Source organism: Enterococcus sp. AZ088, assembly GCF_051714845.1.
In the GTDB taxonomy this organism is placed as follows: Bacteria; Bacillota; Bacilli; order Lactobacillales; family Enterococcaceae; genus Enterococcus; species Enterococcus faecalis.
Genome location: NZ_JBIOSQ010000001.1, coordinates 293,517 through 311,548, shown reverse-complemented (window position 1 = coordinate 311,548; position 18,032 = coordinate 293,517). Strand labels below are relative to the sequence as shown.

Sequence of the window (18,032 nt, the reverse complement as noted above, 5' to 3'; positions counted from 1 at the left end):
TTTTTCCTTTTAATTAAGAAATGTGAAGTATCTTGGTAGAAGGATTTTGTTATTATGCTACTTGTGGTCGCGCGTAGCGTTCTACGTTTTGTTTAATATTTTTAACCGTTTCTGGATCTTCAATGCCCGTTACTTCAGCGATCACTGTATCAACGCTTTCTTGGTCAAGCATTTCCTGTAATTGACGGCTTTGTTCATCTTCTGGATCATGATAATTAAAGACAATACCAATCATTGCTAATAAATGCGGCGACACTAGATTGCGTTCCTGTAATTCACGGATTGGTCGAATAAACCGTTCTTGCGCACCTAATTTTCTGATTGGTGTCCGTGCTACACGTGTAATAGCATCTGAAATATATTTATTTTGGAAACGTTGAATAATTTTTTCAATATAGGCTGCATGTTCTTGTTCATCAAAATTCCATTTAGCCACTAAAAGTTTACCGGTTTCCTGCAAAACTGATTTGAGTTGTGCTACCACTAAGGCGTCCTGCATCGCTTCGTCAATGGTTTGATAGCCTAACAACGCCCCTGTATAGGCAACTGTAGCATGGCCAGTGTTTACACTAAATAATTTTCGTTCAATATACGGCTCTAAATCAGCAACGTAATGAACGCCTTCTAACTGAATCTCTTTGGCTTTTCGGTTGGTATCATCAATGACCCATTCACAAAAAGGCTCAACTTGAACAAAAAGTGGATCTTCATGTTTTTGTAATGGAACAATCCGATCAACCGCCGCATCAGGAAAACCAATCCATTGTTCAGCATAAGCTGGGTTTTTCAAATATTTAGCCACTTCTTCTGCTAAAAAGGTTGAACCACCAATCATATTTTCACAAGCAATAATATCCAGCGGCTTTTGACAATTTGCTTCAGCACGTGCATCAATTCCTTGGGCAATTAATTCAGCAATTCTTGGTAAAATATTGGGACCAATCGCCGTCGTGACTAAATCAGCTTCCGCAATTGCTTCTACTACTTTTTCTGGTTCTGTCATGTTATTTAACCCGGTCACATTTTCAACGTTAATTTGTTGATGTGAGGCATCGGCCAATTCAATTGTATAACTTTTACGTTCTTTTAACGCTTGAATGATAGTTTCATTAACATCCACAAACGTAATATGAAACCCGTTTTTAGCTAAAATTTCGCCGATAAAGCCGCGTCCAATATTTCCTGCTCCAAAATGTACTGCGTTCATTCTTATTCTCTCCTTTAAGCAATGGCTAAATTTTCTGTTATTTCTTCTTTACTTAATGCGTCGGCAAGTTGCACCACGTTATCCATATCACTACAATAAAGTGCAATTTGTTGGACTAATTGCAAATGTTCTTCACCGACTCCGGCAATCCCAAATAATACGGTAGCAATTTTTTCATCTTCTTCGGTGCCAAAATTAACACCCTCTGGGACTTGCACTACACAGATTCCTGATTTTTTCACTAATTTTTTGGCTTCTTCTGTTCCATGAGGAATGGCAATAAAATTCCCCATATAAACAGATAGCAATTGGTCTCTTTCAATCATTGCTTCGATATAAGCGGGCTCAACACAGCCTGCCTCGACTAGTTTTTCGCCGCAAAAGCGAATAGCTTCTTCTTTTGTATTAAACTGTTGATTTAATTCAATTGAAATATTCGTAAGATTTTCCATTGTTTTCTTCCTCTCTATGCACTTTCTTTTAAGAGCGAAACCACTGTTTCATATTTTTGGGGATTAACCATACTTTTTACTGATAAGTGTGTCGCTTTCGGTGCTTTTTTACGGGCTTGTTCCGTTAGTTCAGCTTTTGTGACAATTAAAGCCTGTGTTTGTTGAGTTAATTCATTAATATTAATTTTTCGAATCGGCATTGAAATTTTCTCTTTATCTAAAATTTCTTCTAAGACTTTCATTCCCATCGTCGCTGACCCGACACGATCATCGTGAACCAAAAGAATCTCATTGACATTTGCTAAATCTCCCTCAATTTCAGAAGCAGGTGTTGCTTTGGAGACTGTTGGTTGTGCATCGTTTTTTTCTTTGGTACCTGATAGTTCAGCCACAATTTCATCATAACGTGGTGAGTTCAAGAAGTTTTCAACTGCTACAAAGGTTGCATTAGGTGCTTTCTGTTTGGCCCGTTCTTGCAATTCCGCTTGTGTGACAATCAATGTATTTCCCTCATCGGTCAAATTATTAATGGCCCGATTCGTCACAGTTTGTACTAAACCAGCCTCTTGGACCTTTTTCCGTAAGATAGACGCACCCATTGCACTAGAGCCCATCCCAGCATCACAAGCAAAAATAATTTGTTGAATTCCTGACAATGAAGCACTACCATTTGCGACAGTTAATCCTTTTGATGCTGCTTTAGCAGCTTGGGTTTCTTTCACTTTTTGGGCAAATTCATCACTTTCTTCTTTCGCATCTGCTTTTAAAATGACTGCGGATACTGCAAAGGAAACAGCAGTTGCTGCCAAAACACCTAAAATAACTGGTAAGTAAGAACCCATTGGTGTCATCGCTAAAATAGCTATAATGGAGCCTGGTGAAGCGGGCGCACGTAAACCAGCATCTAACGTTTGGAAAACCAAACTACCTGTCGCGCCACCTGCAATAACCGATAAGAATAATAACGGTTTCATCATTACATATGGGAAGTAAATTTCGTGGATACCACCAAGGAAATGAATAATTATTGCTCCCGGCGCAGAAGATTTTGCCGCACCTTTTCCAAAAAACATAAATGCTAATAAGACACCTAACCCAGGACCAGGGTTTGCTTCTAATAGGAAAAGAATTGATTTGCCAGCCGATAAGACTTGTTCTGTCCCTAAGGGTGTTAAGATGCCATGATTAATCGCATTGTTTAAAAAGAGCACTTTTGCCGGTTCAATAAAAATACTCGTTAATGGAATCAAATGAGCATTTAAAATGATTTCCACACCACGTGCCATTGCAGCAGTCAGCGCATCGACAATTGGGCCAATCGCTGAAAAACCAAGTAAAGCTAACGCAAAACCAATTAATCCAGCTGAAAAATTGTTTACTAACATTTCAAAACCAGCTTTAATCCGATGTTGGAAATACTGATCAAATTTCTTAATTGTAAAGCCACCAAGTGGACCCATAATCATGGCACCTAACATCATCGGAATATCGGTTCCCACAATCACGCCCATTGTCGCAATTGCGCCAACTACGGCACCGCGATCACCTGCAATTACTTTCCCACCAGTGTAGCCAATTAATAATGGAATTAAATAGGTCAACATTGGGCCAACCATCGTGGCAAAGGCTTTATTTGGCAGATATCCATCTGGGATAAATAGCGCTGTCAAAACGCCCCACGCAATCAACGCCCCGATATTGGGCATCACCATGCTAGATAAGGTACTGCCAAGTCTTTGGACTTTTGCTTTAATTGATACTTTATTTTTTTCTGGTACTTGTTCCATTTTTATTCCCCTTCTCTCAAGTAACTTTTCTTGTTGACTAAATTGTATCCGCTTTCCGAATCTGGAAAAAGTCGTACTTTGGCACAAACCATTGTGCCAAAAGTTGAAAGAAAAAAGCACGTGTTCTCTAGTTACGAAAACTAGAAAACACGTGCTTATTCCATTTCTAATAATTTCAATAATAAATGAACAACTTTTTATGCTATACTCAAATTGGCGACTTGCCTCGAAAGGAGGTGCATCACATGTACGAGATTGTCACAAAAATTCTTGTGCCGATTTTTGTCGGGATTGTCCTGAAACTTGTAACCACTTGGTTGGAAAAACAGAACGAGGAATAAACAAGTTGCTTCCAACCGCTGCTGTCTAAACAGCAAAAAAAGACACCCTACCACAATAGGGTGTCTTTTTAGTGCATCCATGCACGACTTTGTCACAAGTTACCTTAAATTTATCATAGGTCCTATTTTTTGTCAAGGAATCTTCTTATCTTTTTTGTTTAACCTCTTAAATTAAAATATTTTATTTTTTTAATATAAAATTATTTCAATAATTATTGAACATTTCAGAATGAATTGATTTTTTTCAGACGTAACTTTAGGCTTGAGCCAGAATTTTTTGCGCTTCATCTATTGTTCGACAATCACTGAGCCGCTGAATGTTTTCGAGATCTGAACAGAAAAAAGCTAATTCTTGAAGCATGCTTAGTTGCCGTTGACTTTTTAGAGCAACGACAAATAACAAAGTAGCTATTTTTCGATCTGCTTCCGTACCAAAGTTGACCCCATCAGGCACTTGAATAAAGCAAATCCCTTCTTTTAAAACTTGTTCATCTTGTCCTTCCGCATGAGGCAATGCCACGAAGTTACCGATATACACACTGACTTTTTGTTGACGTTGATACATTGCTTTGACATAGTCAGGCGTGACCAACTGATTTTTTAGCAGTAATTCACCAGAAGCTGCAAGTGCTTCCTCCCAACTAGCATACGATTGATTCAACATTATTTGCTCCGCTGTAATTTCAAACATCTCTCAACACCTAGCCTTTCATTTCTTCAATTAATAATGACGAAAGCAACTGATAAACAATGGCTTCATTTCCTGAATGAAAAATTTCTGTATTTAAATCATTCATAATAATCGCACCACTGATTTTTCCTAAAATTTTCCCGATTGTTTCATCAATCGGCATCGGCGCTAGCATGAGTAACATACGTTGTAACTGCATCGGCTTTTTATCCATACCTTCAATCATAAGTGGCTGGGCCAGATTAAAAATACAAAAAACAGGCTGTGTCACTGCTGTACTTGAGGTATGGAATAAGGCCATTTCCGTCTGAGGAATCCCAATAGGCGCTTGCTCGTAACGTTTCATCAATTGCTGACAGACGATTGCACTATCGGTGATTAAATCTGCGGAAAGTTGCGCGAGAGCTTGTTGAACGGTTTCTGCTAAATCCGCTTGATTATTTAAATCTGCTATGAAAAATGTTTCTAATAGTTTACTAATTTCTTCCATGAAAGCGACCACTGTTTCGTAGCTTTCTTCGCCACCTATTTTTTTCACAGGCGCTTTCCTAAGCGAGCGTTTTTCGTGACTAATCCGCTTAAACTCTTCTTTCAATTGGCGGATTTCATCGTCTAAAAGTAACGGTGAGATCAATTTATATTTACCATTGTATCCTGGTAATAACGAAGTGGAAATCACTAAGTCATAGTTTTCCTCAACATTCACCTTACCTAAATCCGCAATCCGAAAAAAATGAATCTGGTTGATAAAAGGAAAGTAGCGCCGTAATCGCATTTCCAGCATACTTGTCGAAGCCAAACCGCTAGGAGAAAAACCAGCAATATCAACTTCCATAATTTTGGGACTCCGTTCTAAAGAATTAGCAAAATGAAGTACCATGTAGGCAATTTCCTCTTCCGATAGATTCTTTTGCGGAAAAATTTGCGGCAACGCTTGGCGTAAAGCCGCAGCTATTTCTTGATATTGATTCATGATCCGTTCTAAAATGGGATTCGTTAAATCTTCTTCTTGTAAAACCGCCCGAGAAAAAACACCTGATAAATGCGTCAACAACATTTTATACAGATTGGTATCTTCGAAAAAATTAACTTCTGTTTCTTGACTTACTGCTTCAATCAGTTGTTTCACTGCATAAGCCAGCTGAGTGTCAAAATGTTCATCAAAAAAATCTTCATCAAAAGAATTAGAAAAATCACTTAATAAGCTAGCAAAAAAAACAATCTCACTGACAGCGTATAGTTGTTTTGTTTCAGCAGCGACTTTTGAAAAAAGTCGTTTAGAACAATTTAGAAAGGCCTTATTCATCTGCCCAGTATAGGTCTCATCAGCTAAATAAAAACCTGCAGTGACCCGATCCATCGCAATTGTTAACATTAAAATCAAATGTTGTAATTTACGATCACTTAATGCTGGAAATAAAGTTTCTACTTCTGGCTGAACAATTTTTTGTGCAAATGCTAAATGTTCTGCATGAATAAACTGAAAGAAAAAATGGTCGTTTGTTGTTAATTCGGTAAAATGAAAAAATTGGTACTCATTAATTTCCATACTTAGAATATTCGCCATTAGAAGACGGCGATATTTTTCAGAACCAGTCACTTCATAGCCTTGATTCCGAGAAATCGTCAACGGAATCCGAGCAATCCGTGTTTCTAATTGTTTAATATCGGCATAAAAAGTCGTATTACTAATACAATACGTTTCCAGAAAATAATGCATAGAGACTGGCTCTTTTGTTTGCAGTAATGTCAATAAAATCGCATGTTGCCGCGCCAAAGTAGAAAGTTCCTGTGTCTCTTCTCCTAAAATAGCAGCCTGAATTTCCGTCATCGCTGCTTCATCTGCTTGAATCGAAAAGCGCCCACGAGCTACTTTTTCCAACGTCGCGCCCATCGATGCTAGCGAGGTTTCTAAATTTTCTAATTCACGATATACCGTCCGGCGGCTAACCTTTAACAAATTCATCATGCGGTTTACTGAAACGGGGGTAGGACTATTCACTAATTCCGTTAATAGAACCGTTTCTCTTGTCGTTAAAAACATCTATCAGCTCCTCCTTCCAGCCATTCTTGATACTCTTTCTTATTCAAAAAACTAGTAACTACGTATAAATTTTGTTGCGTTAGATCTAAATGATAGGCTTGCGCCAGTTCACGAGTCACTACGTAGGTTGTCTCCTTGGTAAAAAAGACTGTTTCCAGTGGTTCTTTAGATACTTCAATCGCGACTCCTTGTTTCGCCGCTTGTTGCCGCAATAATTCCATTCCCATTGTTTGCGATCCTCGAACATTCTCGGCATATAAAAAAACAAGCTTCTGTATTTGTTTTATCGGGTTCGTTTCAGTAGACTCTGAACCAAGTGAAGATTGCTCTTGAGAAGAAGCAGTCAGTTTGGCTAAAACTTGCGGGTAATAGGATTTAATTTCTAAAAAATTTTGAACACTCACCATATCCTTTTCTGGGACGTACTTTTGTGCTAACTGTTTCAATTCTGCTTGAATGACCACTAATGTCTTAGGCTGCCACTTCATCTGATGAACGGACTGGTAAGTCACAGGTATCTCCAAGTCCACAGCTTTTAATTGTCGGCTTAGCAAACTAGCCCCCATGGCACTTGAGCCCATTCCTGCATCACAAACAAATAAAATTTGCTGATAGTTAGGTGTGACTGTTTCCACTTGGTCTTCCTCCTTCTCCTTCATCTTTATCATTGAAACTGGTTCAATTCCTCGTTGACGTTTTAATAACAAGCTTGCTATTGCAAAAGAGCACAGAAAGCTAACAAAAATTCCGCTAAAAACCGCCAGCCTCGCCTCAGTCGGGGCATTGGCTAAAATCGCAACCAATGAACCTGGCGAAGCTGGAGCACTTAGCCCCACATTAAATATTTGAAAAACAAGCGTACCACTCATTCCTCCAGCAATTACTGCTAAAAATAAGCGCGGATCCATTAAAACAAACGGAAAATAAATTTCATGAATGCCACCAATCAGTTGAATCATGGTGGCACCTCCTGCTGTTTTTCGTTGTCCTACAGGCCCAAACAGCAGAAAAGCAACCAAAACGCCCACGCCTGGTCCAGGATTTGTTTCCAATAGAAATAAAATGGACTGACCTGTTTGACTAGCGCCTTCTAAACCTAGAGGCGTTAATAAGCCATGGTTAATCGCATTATTAAAAAATAACACTTTTAAGGGCTCTAAGAAAACGTGAACCAATGGTAAAAGATTGGCTTCAATTAACCAAGAAGAAAATTGATACAGCCAAAAACTAGCACTTTCAACAGCCGGAGCTACAACCAGAATACCAAAACAGCAAAGCAGTCCTCCCACAATTCCTGCTAAAAAGTTTTTAGTCAGCATCTCATAGCCTTCTTTAACTTTCGGTAAGAGAATTTGTTCAATTTTGGCGAAAGTATATCCTGCTAAAGGGCCAATAAACATAGCACCAAACAACTGTGGAACATCTGTGGAAACAATCACGCCCACTGTCGCAATAGCAGCAACAACGCCGCCACGTTGTTCCTCGAACATTTTTCCGCCTGTAAAACCAATTAAAATCGGTAAAACAACTCGAATCATTATCGTTTCGACTTCAGAAAGAGCTAGCCGTAGATTCCCTGTCGTATAGCCAGCCACCAAAGACAATAAGCTCCACGCAATAAAAATACTCAAATTTGGCATAATCATCCCACTCAAACGATGACCAAAACGACGTAAATAGGGAGTTACTTTCACAAACTTATGTTTAAAAAAGAGCGAATGCATTTCTTTTTCCTTCATATTCCTTGTCCCTCGCTCTCTATGTAGATAATTAGAATACTTCTATTATATGAAATTTCACAAAAAAATAGTATAGATTTTTGTAAAATAATTCTTTTATACACCTCACAAGAGAATCCGTTTACATTAATAGAAAAAACTTTTATACTAAAAGAAAGAAACTCTTCGGATTGGAGGCCAATTATGGCAATCAAAGCAATTGTAATGGATATTGATGGTACCTTGTTAACTTCAGAAAAAAAGATTTCACAAAAAACACGACAAGCATTAGTAGCTGCACAAAAACAAGGCCTATCACTGATTTTGGCTTCTGGCCGCCCGACTAACGGTATGCGGCCCTTAGCAGATGAATTGGAGATGGCTCATTATAATGGACACTTACTTTCCTATAACGGCGCTTGTGTCACCCATCACGGCAGTCAGCAACAACTATTTAATCAGACAATTTCAAAGTCATTGAGTCAACAAATTTTAGAGCATTTGAAACAATTTGACGTAATTCCAATGATTAATGATGAAACATTTATGTATGTCAATGATGTTTTTCATCACACCTTACATTTAGAGACTGGTGATTTTAATATTATTGAATATGAATCACGGGGTGGCAACTTTCAATTATGTGAGTGGCGTGATTTAGCCGCCAGACTAAACTTTCCCTTGAACAAAATTTTAATTGCTGGTGAACCCGCCTATTTACAAAAATATCATGAGGCCATCTACGCGCCTTTCAAAGAAACCGTCACCGCTGCTTTTTCCGCTCCTTTCTATTTTGAATTTACCGCAAAAAATATTGATAAAGCGCGTTCTTTAGAAAAACTAACCCTACAGTTAGGTATAGCTGCTGAAGAAGTAATTGCTTTTGGTGATGGTCACAACGATTATACAATGTTGGAATGGGCCGGCACGGGGATTGCTATGGAAAACGCCGTTGACGAGCTTAAAAGCATCGCAACGGAAGTCACTTTATCCAACGACAATGACGGCATCGCTGTTGCATTAGCCAACTTTCTTTAAGATCGTTGGTTGATGCAAGCGTACGCCGTCATTTTTTATTGCCTATTCAAATGTCGTGATTTTTTCTGGTGCTAAACGAACAGATTCATAACCAGTTTCCATGCCCTTACCCACAGATAAAATCATTACTGGGACATAGCGCTCTTGATCTAAACCAAATGTTTCGGCTAATTTTTCCGCTTCAAAACCACCGATTGGATTTGTTTCATATCCGTGAGCTCGGGCCACTAACATAAATTGCATAGCTGCTAAACTCGCATCAATTTTTACGATGTCATTCATTTGTTCTCTGCTTAAACTTTCATAATGGGGAATAATGGCTGCTAATTGTTGGTCCCGCACTTCCTTAGGCATTTTACCACTAGCATAGGCTTGATTGTAAATTTCCTCTCCTCGCTCATGGCAGTTTAGATCACCAAAAATTAAGAGCATTGCAGAAGATGTTTCATTTTGACGCGTATTAAAGCGAATTAAGGGTTTTAATTTTTCTTTGCCTACTTCACTTTCTACTACGACAAAACGCCATGGCTGCATGTTAACAGAAGAAGGGGCGGTGGTCGCTTCTTGAATCATTGTTAACATTTCTTCATGAGAAATTTTATGGGTTTCATCGTACACCCGAACCGATTTGCGGCCAAAAACAATCTCTGAAAAATCATTCGTTGTATATGTTGTCATTCTATCATACCTCTTTCGTTGTAATGCTTTGATCTAGTTTTGTCAAAAGTTCTTTTAATTGGCGACAGTCGTCCTTTGTAAATGTACTGGGAATAATTTCTGTTACCGTTTGTTGCTTGGTTGTACATTGCTGTAGTTCTTGTTGTGCTTTTTCTGTTAAATGCACTAGCACTTCCCGATTATTTTCTGGATTTCGCTGTCGTGTCACATACTGTTTCTCTTCTAAAATTTTCAAATGGCGAGTGACCGCACCACTATCGATTTTTAAGTGTTCTTGAATCTCCGTTTGAAGACACGGCTGACGTTCTTTTAAAATCATCAGCAACTCATAACGAGTCAAACTCAAGCCAACTTGCTCTTCAAAAACTTTGGTAATTTTTTGATCTAATACCTTTAACTGACATAATAATTGGCTGACTTCCCGTAATGATAACGACATAGTTTCCTCCTTAAAAAGATGACTCGTCAACAATTGACTAGTCAACTATAACTGTTTCTTTCTAAAAATGCAACCTTTTTTACAAGAAAAATAGAACAATTGACAGAGAGAAACTACAGTATTCCCCATCAACTGTTCTATTTTAATCAATCTATTTTTCGGTAACAGGTTCTGCTGATAACCGCTTAATCCCTAAACCAGTAAATGCACTGACCATTGAGAAGACAGGCGATAATAAGCTAAAGAAAACAAATGGTAAGTAAGTCAACGTTGGTACGCCAAAGGTCCCCGCTACGAAGCTACCTGCAATCCCCCAAGGAATGAGGTAGTTAATAACCGTCCCACCATCCTCCAAGGTTCTGCCTAAAACAGTCGGATCCAAGCCTTCTTTTTTGTAAACTTCTTTAAAGGCATTCCCTGGTAAAATAACCGATAGGAATTGTTCACCAATAAAAATATTTACGCCAATTCCTGTTAATAACGTTGATAAAATCAATTTCGGTGTACTGCTCATTTTCTGCGAAACAACTTCCATGACCGCAGAGATCAATCCTAATTCCATTAATAAGCCACCTAGAGACAACGTTAGAATAATAAGTGCCACAGTCGGCATCATGCTCATAATTCCGCCACGACTTAATAATTGATCAATTTGTGCGTTCCCCGTTTGAGAAACAAACCCATTTTCCAACGTGTTTCCTAATGCCTGCAACGATACTTTCGGATTTTGAATAATAATCATAATTACTGCCACAATAATGTTCAACAAAATCGTGATAATCGCTGGAATTTTGCGCCAGGCACAGATTAACATTAAGGCTAATGGTAACAATGACCAAATTGAAATGGTAAAGTGGTCTTCCAATACTTGAATAACTTGAACTACTTCTGTCAGACTTGTATTCGCGTACGTTTGTCCTAAAATCATAAACAAGATTAAAGAGACGATAAATGCTGGTACAGTCGACCACATCAAGTTTTTTATATGTTTAAACAAATCCGCTTCAACAATCGCTGCGGCTAAGTTTGTTGATTCTGATAAAGGTGACATTTTATCACCAAAAACTGAACCAGAAACAATCGCCCCCACAACTAAAGCAGGATTTAACCCTAAGGTACTGCCAATACCGAAAAAGGCAATTCCAATTGTTGACATCACTGTAAAAGCACTACCTACTGCACTGCCGACAATCGCACAGACAATAAAAACTGACGGCACAAACCATTTAACACTAATCATTTTAAAACCAAAAACCATAATCGTTGGAATAATTCCTGCTTGAATCCAAACGGCAATCAATGCCCCCACTAAAATAAAAATAAAAATTGGAATAATCCCTGGCTTCAAGCCATCAACAATCCCTTTATGCATTTGATCAAATGGTACTTTACGAAACATTGCGTAGCCTAAAATCAATGCAATCACAAACAAAATAGTAATATTTGGCGATATCTTTAAGCCAATTACTCCTGTTGCAATAGCTGCCACAATAATTAATAACACGATACTTGCTTCTCGAACACTCACGGTCTTCTTTTTCTGTTTTTCTTTCATTTCGTTACTCTCCTCTAATCTTTTTTCTGAATACTCTGACATTAAAGGATCTTATGATAACGAATAACCCCTCCACAACTCATTGAAAACGCCTCCTAAAGCTACATAAAAAGAGAGATTCATCCTTAAAGAATAAGGACGAATCTCTCCGCGGTACCACCTTAATTAGAAGCTTACTTGCTTCTCGCTTATGTATTATGTAATTGTTACTACTTATTAGTGTAATTCACAAATAGACTTGATCGATTCGCAGCAACCATCGACTTTCTGAACAAAACATCTATTTCCTACTGGGCTAATAATTTATGAATCTCAATATACCAAGAAGAAACCGACTTGTCAACGAAAATAGCATAAAAAATTTTTTCACACGCCAACAAAAATTACTTTTTCTTTTTGTAAAAATAGAAAAGCGCCTCCGTTCTCACGAAAGCGCCTGTTAATTAGTGGGTTGTGCCACCTTGTAGTTGAATATCTTCTTGCGTTTTTACTGCTGCTTCAATCATATAGAACAAAGAATCTGTGATTGCTTCTAATGACATAGAAGCAAACGTTGGTTTATCAATTGTTTGTTCTGGTAGGAACGGAACATGAATAAATCCGCCACGAATAGTTGGATATTTAGTGTTAATTAAGTGTAGTAAGTGATACATAATATCATTACATACAAAGGTTCCTGCTGTATAAGAAATCGCTGCAGGTAATTGATGGTCATGACAATTTTTTACCATCGCTTTAATCGGTAAATTTGTAAAATAGGCTGTTGCTCCATCTTCAACCAACGGCACATCGCTTGGTTGTTGTCCTGCATTATCTAGGATACGCGCTTCCGCTAAATTAATCGCCACTTTTTCAACAGTGACTGTTTGGCGGCCACCTGCTTGTCCAACACAAATCACCATATCTGGTTGATGGGTTTCAATTGCTTCAGCCACTTTTTCACCACTAGTGCCAAAAACAGTTGGCACCTCAACTTTAATAATTTCAGCTCCTGCAATTTCAGCAGGTAATTTTTTGACTGCTTCAAAGGCAGGATTGATTGCTTCTCCTCCAAATGGATCAAAGCCAGTAACGACAACTTTCATTTCGATCATCCTTTCTTATTTGAATAGAATCATATAAACAATTTGGAAAATTAACATGAAAAGTGCAATCGGCAATTGATTTTTAATGACGCCGTACTTATCTTTCATTTCCAACATGGCTACAGGTACGATATTAAAGTTCGCAGCCATCGGTGTTAACAGTGTACCACAAAAACCACATGTTAAGGCAACCATCCCAACTAATGCGGGATCTGCACCTAAAGAAAAGACAAACGGCACACCAATTCCGACTGTCATCACGGTTATTGCTGCAAAGGCATTGCCCATGATAGCCGTAAAAATAACCATTCCCACAGCATAAATAATAATCCCTACATTGACATTTCCTGCTGGTACTACGGCACTAACTCCTTTTGAAATAATCTCACCAACACCAGCGCTAGTAAAAACAGCACCTAAACAAGCTAATAGCATTGGCAACGTACTAAGAGGACCGACTGTTTCTAACATTTCCGCCGCATCATCAAAAAATACTTTCGGCGTATTATTTTTAGAAAAGAACATCATGATGAAAATCGCTACAAAGACACCAACACCGACACCAACTAAAGCTCCTAAAGTAGTCAATGTGGCAAAAAGAATTGCAAAAACCCCGATACTTAGTGCGGGAATAAAAATCTTCATTCCTAATTTTTGAGACATTTTTTCCATGTATTCTTTCGAAGGTAAGCGACTTTCTCCTTTTGTCACTTTTTGAAGAATTGCCGGAATTGTCATCACAAAAATAAGTACGCCACAGGCAACTGGTGGAATAAACCGACCAAAACCGATTAAGATCCCTAAAATTCCCCAGAATAAACTAGTCCCATACGCATGTTGATTGGTTTTATCACGAAAACTACGAAAACTTGTATATAACAAGATAATACCCATAAAAATATAAAGGACTTCCAATAACTTTGCACTCAAATCAATACTTGGATCTGTGAAAAAACTCATTTCAGTCCCTCCTGTCCATAATATTTTTTACGTAATCTTTTTTCTTTTAAAGTAAAGTAAATACTTGCCGAAATTAAGGCAACTAAGGCGACTGGTACTTCCACTAAAGCCAATTTACCTAATGTCACTTCATAGCCTAAATCTTTCAATGTTGATTGAACAAGCAATGCCCCAGCCCCACCAACAAACAGAACTTGACCAAAGAACCAACAGATATTTTCCATGGCTGAAGCCATCCCTTTTAGTTCTTCTTCATACTCTGGCACCATTGGTAAATTTTTTGATTCAATTGTTCCTAACGCCATTGGCAAAATAATCGGACGCACAAAACCTGCTACCCCACCGAAACTTACGTTAAAAGCGGCGAAGATAATCCGAAAGACACCATAAATGTCAATAATCACACCAGCAGATACCTTTTTGAATCGTTTAATCAACGTAGCCGCTGACTCTTTCAAGCCATTTCTCTCTAACGTTCCTGTTGCTAACATAATAATAATAAAGATAGCCATTCCTCGATTATTCACAAAGGTTGTTCCTAGTGTTTCTAGCATCGATGTCAAACCAAGCCCGCCAGTAAAAGCCGTCACTATTAAAGCAACCATCACAATCAAGATAGCATCAAATTTCAATGCGAAGCCGACAATGACGATCAATACGCCTAATAAAGGTAATAAATCCATCAAATCTCTCCTTCTTAAAATAAAATTTCACTTTCCATTATATGCCAATTTTCGCTCATTTGTAAGACTTTTTTAATTTTTAATGTTATTTTTTCTAAAGACACAGTTTCCAACACTTTTTAGAGCTACCACTCGCACTTTTTTCTTTTTTCCGCTAGAATAAAAGAAACAATAACATTGAGGAGGATTTTTATGTTCCAAACTTTTAGAGAAAATTTTCGGCGCCATACCCTATTGCGCGACGCCGTCTTTATCGTTATCGGAAGTGCCATTGTCTTTAATCCCGGTGCTTTCTTCCAGTTCGTCGGTTATTTAATTGCTGGTTATTTGATGCTTTTAGGGTTAATTAATATTTATGATGACTACAAAATAAAAAAACAAACGGGTAGCTGGGGGCTTGGTTTCGTAACAGGTTTAATCTTTGTCGTCTTAGCAGTAGCCTTTTTATTTTTTGCACCAGTGATCGTTTCGATTCTGCCATTTTTATTAGGGATTAGCATTGTTATAAACGGCCTCGTTCAATTGACTTTTGCTTTAAATACTCGTCAAACAGGCGCGCTTATCTACAGTATTCTGGTTTTAATCGCTGGAGCTGTTTTAGTTTTCAACCCCTTCAAAAGTCTCTTAGTTTTGATGCAAGTCTTTGGATTTATCCTGATTTTCATGGGTGTCATTGAAATTATTGGTCATTTTAGAAATAAAGCTTAACGAAAGGAGCAACTTATGGATAAAGAAAGTACCAAGTGGATCCGCTTTTTAGGTGGGAAAAATTTACTTTACACATTAACTATCCTTTGTCTAATTGCTGTAACTATCTTTTTATTCAACACTGTTTCATTTATCTTTAAACCAATTTTTGTTATTTTTAGTGCCGTCTTAGGCCCGGTACTTTTTGGTATTATTCTATTTTATTTGCTTAATCCAATGGTGAAACGCCTTGAGAAAAAAATCCCCCGTGTTTGGGCGATTGCGATTCTCTATGTCTTAATTATTGCATTACTAGTGTTAGCTGGACTGCAACTTTTCCCAATTATCCAAGACCAAACGGAAGAATTAATCAAACAATTCCCAAGTTTTTGGAAAAGCACGCTCCAAACAGTACAAGAATTTATGGCTAAAACACCTTTTGCAAAAGATTTAGAATCTGCTAATGAGTCGATTAATCAGCTCTGGGGCAAACTTGCAAACTCCTTTAAAGACTTTGCAGGGGATTACCTACAAACAGGCGCACAAGGTCTGGGAAGCGTCTTTTCTGCAGTCTCATCTACTTTCCTAACCTTGTTTACAGGACCTATCATCGCCTTTTTCCTTTTAAAAGACAAAGAAAAGTTTTATCGCTTTGTAAAAGGCATCATTCCCCCAGCTTTTCGTCCTGATTTTGACGAATATAGCCAAATTGCCAACATTCAAATTGGCGATTATCTAAAAGGTCAAGTCATTGCTTCGTTGGTTTTAGGGATTATGTATTGGCCAGCTTTTCTATTAATTGGTTTACAATTTGGTAGCATTTTAGCTTTAGCTGCGGGTATTTTATGTATTATTCCTTATATCGGGCCATTTATTGCCTTTATTCCTGGATTGATTATTGCCTTTCAGGATTCCACATTTATGGTAGTTAAATTTGTTATCGTCTGGTTTGCCATCCAATTGATTCATGGTGATTTTGTTATTCCTCGTGTGATGGGCGATAAATTAAAAGTCCATCCGATTACTATTTTACTTGTCTTGTTAGTTATGGGCGAACTGTTTGGTTTAATGGGCGTTATTTTTGGGATTCCAATGTATTGCCTAGTTAAAGTGACAGTCATTTATTTATTCCGCAAATTCAAACAACGCTATAACCGCTTTTATGGTGACAACGGCGAGTATGAACACACGAATTTTACTAAAGATCAATATTTAAAATAATACAATGAAAAAACTGGGACATAAGCCGTTTAGACTTATGTCCCAGTTTTTTTACCATACTTCTCTAGCAATTTCTTGAAGTAATTGAACTTTGCGCCATTGTTCTTTCTCCGTCAAACGATTTCCTTCTTCCGTCGAAGCAAAACCGCATTGCGGACTAATACTTAAGTTTTCTAAAGGAACAAACTGTTGGGCTTCTTCAATTCGTGCTTTCACTTGTTCAGTCTCTTCTAATTCAGGAAACTTAGAAGTAACTAAACCTAAAACGACTTTGCTGCCATTATTTTGCCAATGTCTTAATGGTGAAAAGTCCCCTGCACGATCTGAGTCATATTCCAAGAAGAAACCATCATAATTCGTAGCAAATAATTCTTTTGCTATCGGTTCATAACCACCTGAAAATAACCAAGACGAAGCATGGTTCCCACGGCAAATGTGTGTGGTTACAGTTAAATCTTCTGGCTTGCCAGCTAAGGCTTCATTAATAATCGTGGTACACACTTGTGCAATTTCTTCTGGCTGTATTCCTTTTGCTCGTAATTCTTCTTGTTTTGTCTGATCCGCTAGAAACGCCCAATTTGTATCATCAAATTGCAAATAACGGCAACCTCTCTCGTAAAAGGCCGCAATTGCGTCTTTATATGTTTGTGCTAAATCCTTATAAAAAGCACCAATCTCTGGATAAATTGTTTGAATGCGCGAGGTGCCGTCGTTGGATAAAATTTCTTGACGTAAAATCATGGTCGGACTAGGGATCGTTGCTTTGGCTACCGTGCCATCACCAACTTCCACCACCTCTTTTAAAAATGAAAAGTCCTCTAAAAATGGATGTTGTGCAGGAAAAGATATTTGATCCACTACGCGGATATTATAGGCCGGAGCTGCTTTTCCATGAAAGGTTTGGTTATACCCCGTTTCTGGGATATAGCCTGTCACACCATTTAATCCTTCTAAGAAATCAATATGCCAAAAACCGCGACGAAATTCACCATCTGTGATTCCCCGTAAGCCGCCAGCTTTTTGTTTTGCTACTAATGCTTTGATTTCTTCATCTTCAATAAGACGTAGCTCTGCTTGAGATAACGCACCTGCTTGGACCTTTTTCCGTGCTTTCTTAATTGTTTCTGGACGTAAAAAACTTCCCACATGATCAACTGTAAAAGGAATCTGACTACTCATTTGCCTCACTCTTTCCTATTTTTATTTATAAAAAAACGCCCTTTTACTAGCCGTAACTAGTAAAAGGGCGATTATTATCGCGGTACCACCTTTTTTCGGAAAGATGACTCTTTCCCTTCAACTGACAATCATAATCAGCGGTCTTGTTAACGAAAGACATTACGTTTTTGCCTACGTTTCGACAAAAATTCCTCCTAGGCCATTTTTCGATACAGACATCTAACTTTTTTCACCAACCAAAGTCTCTCTACCAGCTGTCTTGCATTT

The 18,032-nt window shown here is 38.1% G+C and carries 17 protein-coding genes and 2 other annotated features (1 of these 19 only partly in view); of the genes, 4 read left to right on the top strand and 13 right to left on the bottom strand.

From position 1 onward, the window contains the following. Window positions 1–52: 52 nt before the first annotated feature. From IGL17_RS01570 to IGL17_RS01560, 3 genes are read right to left on the bottom strand one after another with little or no spacing between them, the layout of a single operon-like run. The gene (locus tag IGL17_RS01570; protein ID WP_002355280.1) at window positions 53–1,207 is read right to left on the bottom strand and encodes a mannitol-1-phosphate 5-dehydrogenase; all 1,155 of its coding nucleotides are present in this window, start codon (window positions 1,205–1,207) and stop codon (window positions 53–55) included. Between the two features lie 14 nt (window positions 1,208–1,221). After that, window positions 1,222–1,659, bottom strand: coding sequence for a PTS sugar transporter subunit IIA (locus tag IGL17_RS01565; RefSeq protein WP_002355279.1), 438 nt, complete (start codon window positions 1,657–1,659; stop codon window positions 1,222–1,224). Between the two features lie 14 nt (window positions 1,660–1,673). Continuing rightward, window positions 1,674–3,446 (bottom strand): PTS mannitol-specific transporter subunit IIBC, encoded by a 1,773-nt coding sequence (locus IGL17_RS01560; RefSeq protein WP_010821364.1) that lies wholly within the window; start codon window positions 3,444–3,446, stop codon window positions 1,674–1,676. A 245-nt stretch (window positions 3,447–3,691) separates the two neighbouring features. On the opposite strand from IGL17_RS01560, the gene IGL17_RS01555 reads away from it, so the two are divergent. After that, a complete protein-coding gene (locus IGL17_RS01555; protein WP_159150560.1) occupies window positions 3,692–3,787 on the top strand; it encodes a type I toxin-antitoxin system Fst family toxin in 96 nt (31 codons plus the stop codon). A 256-nt stretch (window positions 3,788–4,043) separates the two neighbouring features. On the opposite strand, the gene IGL17_RS01550 is transcribed toward IGL17_RS01555, so the two are convergent. Genes IGL17_RS01550 through IGL17_RS01540 form a run of 3 tightly spaced genes read right to left on the bottom strand, consistent with a single transcriptional unit; the run spans window position 4,044 to window position 8,261 of the window. Next, entirely contained in the window at window positions 4,044–4,478 is a 435-nt protein-coding gene (locus tag IGL17_RS01550) for a PTS sugar transporter subunit IIA (RefSeq protein ID WP_002358391.1), read from the bottom strand. A gap of 10 nt (window positions 4,479–4,488) precedes the next feature. Then, on the bottom strand, window positions 4,489–6,522 hold the full coding sequence (locus tag IGL17_RS01545; RefSeq protein ID WP_002355275.1) for a BglG family transcription antiterminator: 2,034 nt from the start codon (window positions 6,520–6,522) through the stop codon (window positions 4,489–4,491). Next, window positions 6,513–8,261 carry a PTS transporter subunit EIIC gene (locus IGL17_RS01540; protein WP_016618121.1) on the bottom strand — a complete coding sequence of 583 codons (1,749 nt, stop codon included), beginning with the start codon at window positions 8,259–8,261 and terminating at the stop codon, window positions 6,513–6,515. Before IGL17_RS01540 ends, IGL17_RS01545 begins: the two co-directional genes overlap by 10 nt. Before the next feature lie 183 nt (window positions 8,262–8,444). On the opposite strand from IGL17_RS01540, the gene IGL17_RS01535 reads away from it, so the two are divergent. Continuing rightward, window positions 8,445–9,278 (top strand): Cof-type HAD-IIB family hydrolase, encoded by an 834-nt coding sequence (locus tag IGL17_RS01535; RefSeq protein WP_016618120.1) that lies wholly within the window; start codon window positions 8,445–8,447, stop codon window positions 9,276–9,278. A 42-nt stretch (window positions 9,279–9,320) separates the two neighbouring features. Here the strand turns inward: IGL17_RS01535 and IGL17_RS01530 are convergent, their stop codons facing one another. The 6 genes from IGL17_RS01530 to IGL17_RS01505 all read right to left on the bottom strand — a co-directional run bounded on the left by IGL17_RS01530 (window position 9,321) and on the right by IGL17_RS01505 (window position 14,678). After that, window positions 9,321–9,956 carry a nitroreductase family protein gene (locus IGL17_RS01530; protein ID WP_010713585.1) on the bottom strand — a complete coding sequence of 212 codons (636 nt, stop codon included), beginning with the start codon at window positions 9,954–9,956 and terminating at the stop codon, window positions 9,321–9,323. A 4-nt stretch (window positions 9,957–9,960) separates the two neighbouring features. Then, the gene (locus IGL17_RS01525) at window positions 9,961–10,395 is read right to left on the bottom strand and encodes a MarR family winged helix-turn-helix transcriptional regulator (protein WP_016618119.1); all 435 of its coding nucleotides are present in this window, start codon (window positions 10,393–10,395) and stop codon (window positions 9,961–9,963) included. A 151-nt stretch (window positions 10,396–10,546) separates the two neighbouring features. Next, on the bottom strand, window positions 10,547–11,992 hold the full coding sequence (nhaC, locus tag IGL17_RS01520; RefSeq protein ID WP_002383673.1) for a Na+/H+ antiporter NhaC: 1,446 nt from the start codon (window positions 11,990–11,992) through the stop codon (window positions 10,547–10,549). Between the two features lie 89 nt (window positions 11,993–12,081). Continuing rightward, window positions 12,082–12,257: a binding site (T-box leader), on the bottom strand. 136 nt (window positions 12,258–12,393) lie between these two features. After that, on the bottom strand, window positions 12,394–13,035 hold the full coding sequence (gene pcp / locus IGL17_RS01515) for a pyroglutamyl-peptidase I (protein WP_438759893.1): 642 nt from the start codon (window positions 13,033–13,035) through the stop codon (window positions 12,394–12,396). Between the two features lie 15 nt (window positions 13,036–13,050). Next, window positions 13,051–13,995, bottom strand: coding sequence for a DUF979 domain-containing protein (locus IGL17_RS01510; protein WP_002355267.1), 945 nt, complete (start codon window positions 13,993–13,995; stop codon window positions 13,051–13,053). Beyond that, the gene (locus tag IGL17_RS01505) at window positions 13,992–14,678 is read right to left on the bottom strand and encodes a DUF969 domain-containing protein (RefSeq protein ID WP_002355265.1); all 687 of its coding nucleotides are present in this window, start codon (window positions 14,676–14,678) and stop codon (window positions 13,992–13,994) included. The genes IGL17_RS01510 and IGL17_RS01505 overlap by 4 nt, the downstream gene beginning before the upstream one ends. Window positions 14,679–14,870: 192 nt before the next feature. Here IGL17_RS01505 and IGL17_RS01500 point away from each other — a divergent pair, with 192 nt between their 5' ends. Both IGL17_RS01500 and IGL17_RS01495 read left to right on the top strand, forming a co-directional pair. Then, window positions 14,871–15,386, top strand: coding sequence for an HdeD family acid-resistance protein (locus IGL17_RS01500; protein ID WP_002381189.1), 516 nt, complete (start codon window positions 14,871–14,873; stop codon window positions 15,384–15,386). Between the two features lie 15 nt (window positions 15,387–15,401). Then, window positions 15,402–16,586 carry an AI-2E family transporter gene (locus IGL17_RS01495; protein WP_002355262.1) on the top strand — a complete coding sequence of 395 codons (1,185 nt, stop codon included), beginning with the start codon at window positions 15,402–15,404 and terminating at the stop codon, window positions 16,584–16,586. Window positions 16,587–16,637: 51 nt separating this feature from the next. Here IGL17_RS01495 and IGL17_RS01490 read toward each other — a convergent pair whose 3' ends face one another. Then, a complete protein-coding gene (locus IGL17_RS01490; protein ID WP_016618118.1) occupies window positions 16,638–17,765 on the bottom strand; it encodes a 5-methyltetrahydropteroyltriglutamate--homocysteine S-methyltransferase in 1,128 nt (375 codons plus the stop codon). A 60-nt stretch (window positions 17,766–17,825) separates the two neighbouring features. Further along, window positions 17,826–18,032 (bottom strand) — a binding site (T-box leader) (it continues 23 nt past the right edge of the window).

Coding starts and splice junctions, on each gene's coding strand:
- IGL17_RS01530 (WP_010713585.1), bottom strand. CDS start 9,956: ATGACAACATATACAACGAATGATTTTTCAGAGATTGTTTTTGGCCGC.
- IGL17_RS01505 (WP_002355265.1), bottom strand. CDS start 14,678: ATGGATTTATTACCTTTATTAGGCGTATTGATCGTCATTGTCGGCTTC.
- IGL17_RS01495 (WP_002355262.1), top strand. CDS start 15,402: ATGGATAAAGAAAGTACCAAGTGGATCCGCTTTTTAGGTGGGAAAAAT.
- IGL17_RS01555 (WP_159150560.1), top strand. CDS start 3,692: ATGTACGAGATTGTCACAAAAATTCTTGTGCCGATTTTTGTCGGGATT.
- nhaC (WP_002383673.1), bottom strand. CDS start 11,992: ATGTCAGAGTATTCAGAAAAAAGATTAGAGGAGAGTAACGAAATGAAA.
- IGL17_RS01550 (WP_002358391.1), bottom strand. CDS start 4,478: ATGTTTGAAATTACAGCGGAGCAAATAATGTTGAATCAATCGTATGCT.
- IGL17_RS01540 (WP_016618121.1), bottom strand. CDS start 8,261: ATGAAGGAAAAAGAAATGCATTCGCTCTTTTTTAAACATAAGTTTGTG.
- IGL17_RS01510 (WP_002355267.1), bottom strand. CDS start 13,995: ATGAGTTTTTTCACAGATCCAAGTATTGATTTGAGTGCAAAGTTATTG.
- IGL17_RS01490 (WP_016618118.1), bottom strand. CDS start 17,765: ATGAGTAGTCAGATTCCTTTTACAGTTGATCATGTGGGAAGTTTTTTA.
- IGL17_RS01545 (WP_002355275.1), bottom strand. CDS start 6,522: ATGTTTTTAACGACAAGAGAAACGGTTCTATTAACGGAATTAGTGAAT.
- IGL17_RS01525 (WP_016618119.1), bottom strand. CDS start 10,395: ATGTCGTTATCATTACGGGAAGTCAGCCAATTATTATGTCAGTTAAAG.
- IGL17_RS01535 (WP_016618120.1), top strand. CDS start 8,445: ATGGCAATCAAAGCAATTGTAATGGATATTGATGGTACCTTGTTAACT.
- pcp (WP_438759893.1), bottom strand. CDS start 13,035: ATGAAAGTTGTCGTTACTGGCTTTGATCCATTTGGAGGAGAAGCAATC.
- IGL17_RS01570 (WP_002355280.1), bottom strand. CDS start 1,207: ATGAACGCAGTACATTTTGGAGCAGGAAATATTGGACGCGGCTTTATC.
- IGL17_RS01565 (WP_002355279.1), bottom strand. CDS start 1,659: ATGGAAAATCTTACGAATATTTCAATTGAATTAAATCAACAGTTTAAT.
- IGL17_RS01560 (WP_010821364.1), bottom strand. CDS start 3,446: ATGGAACAAGTACCAGAAAAAAATAAAGTATCAATTAAAGCAAAAGTC.
- IGL17_RS01500 (WP_002381189.1), top strand. CDS start 14,871: ATGTTCCAAACTTTTAGAGAAAATTTTCGGCGCCATACCCTATTGCGC.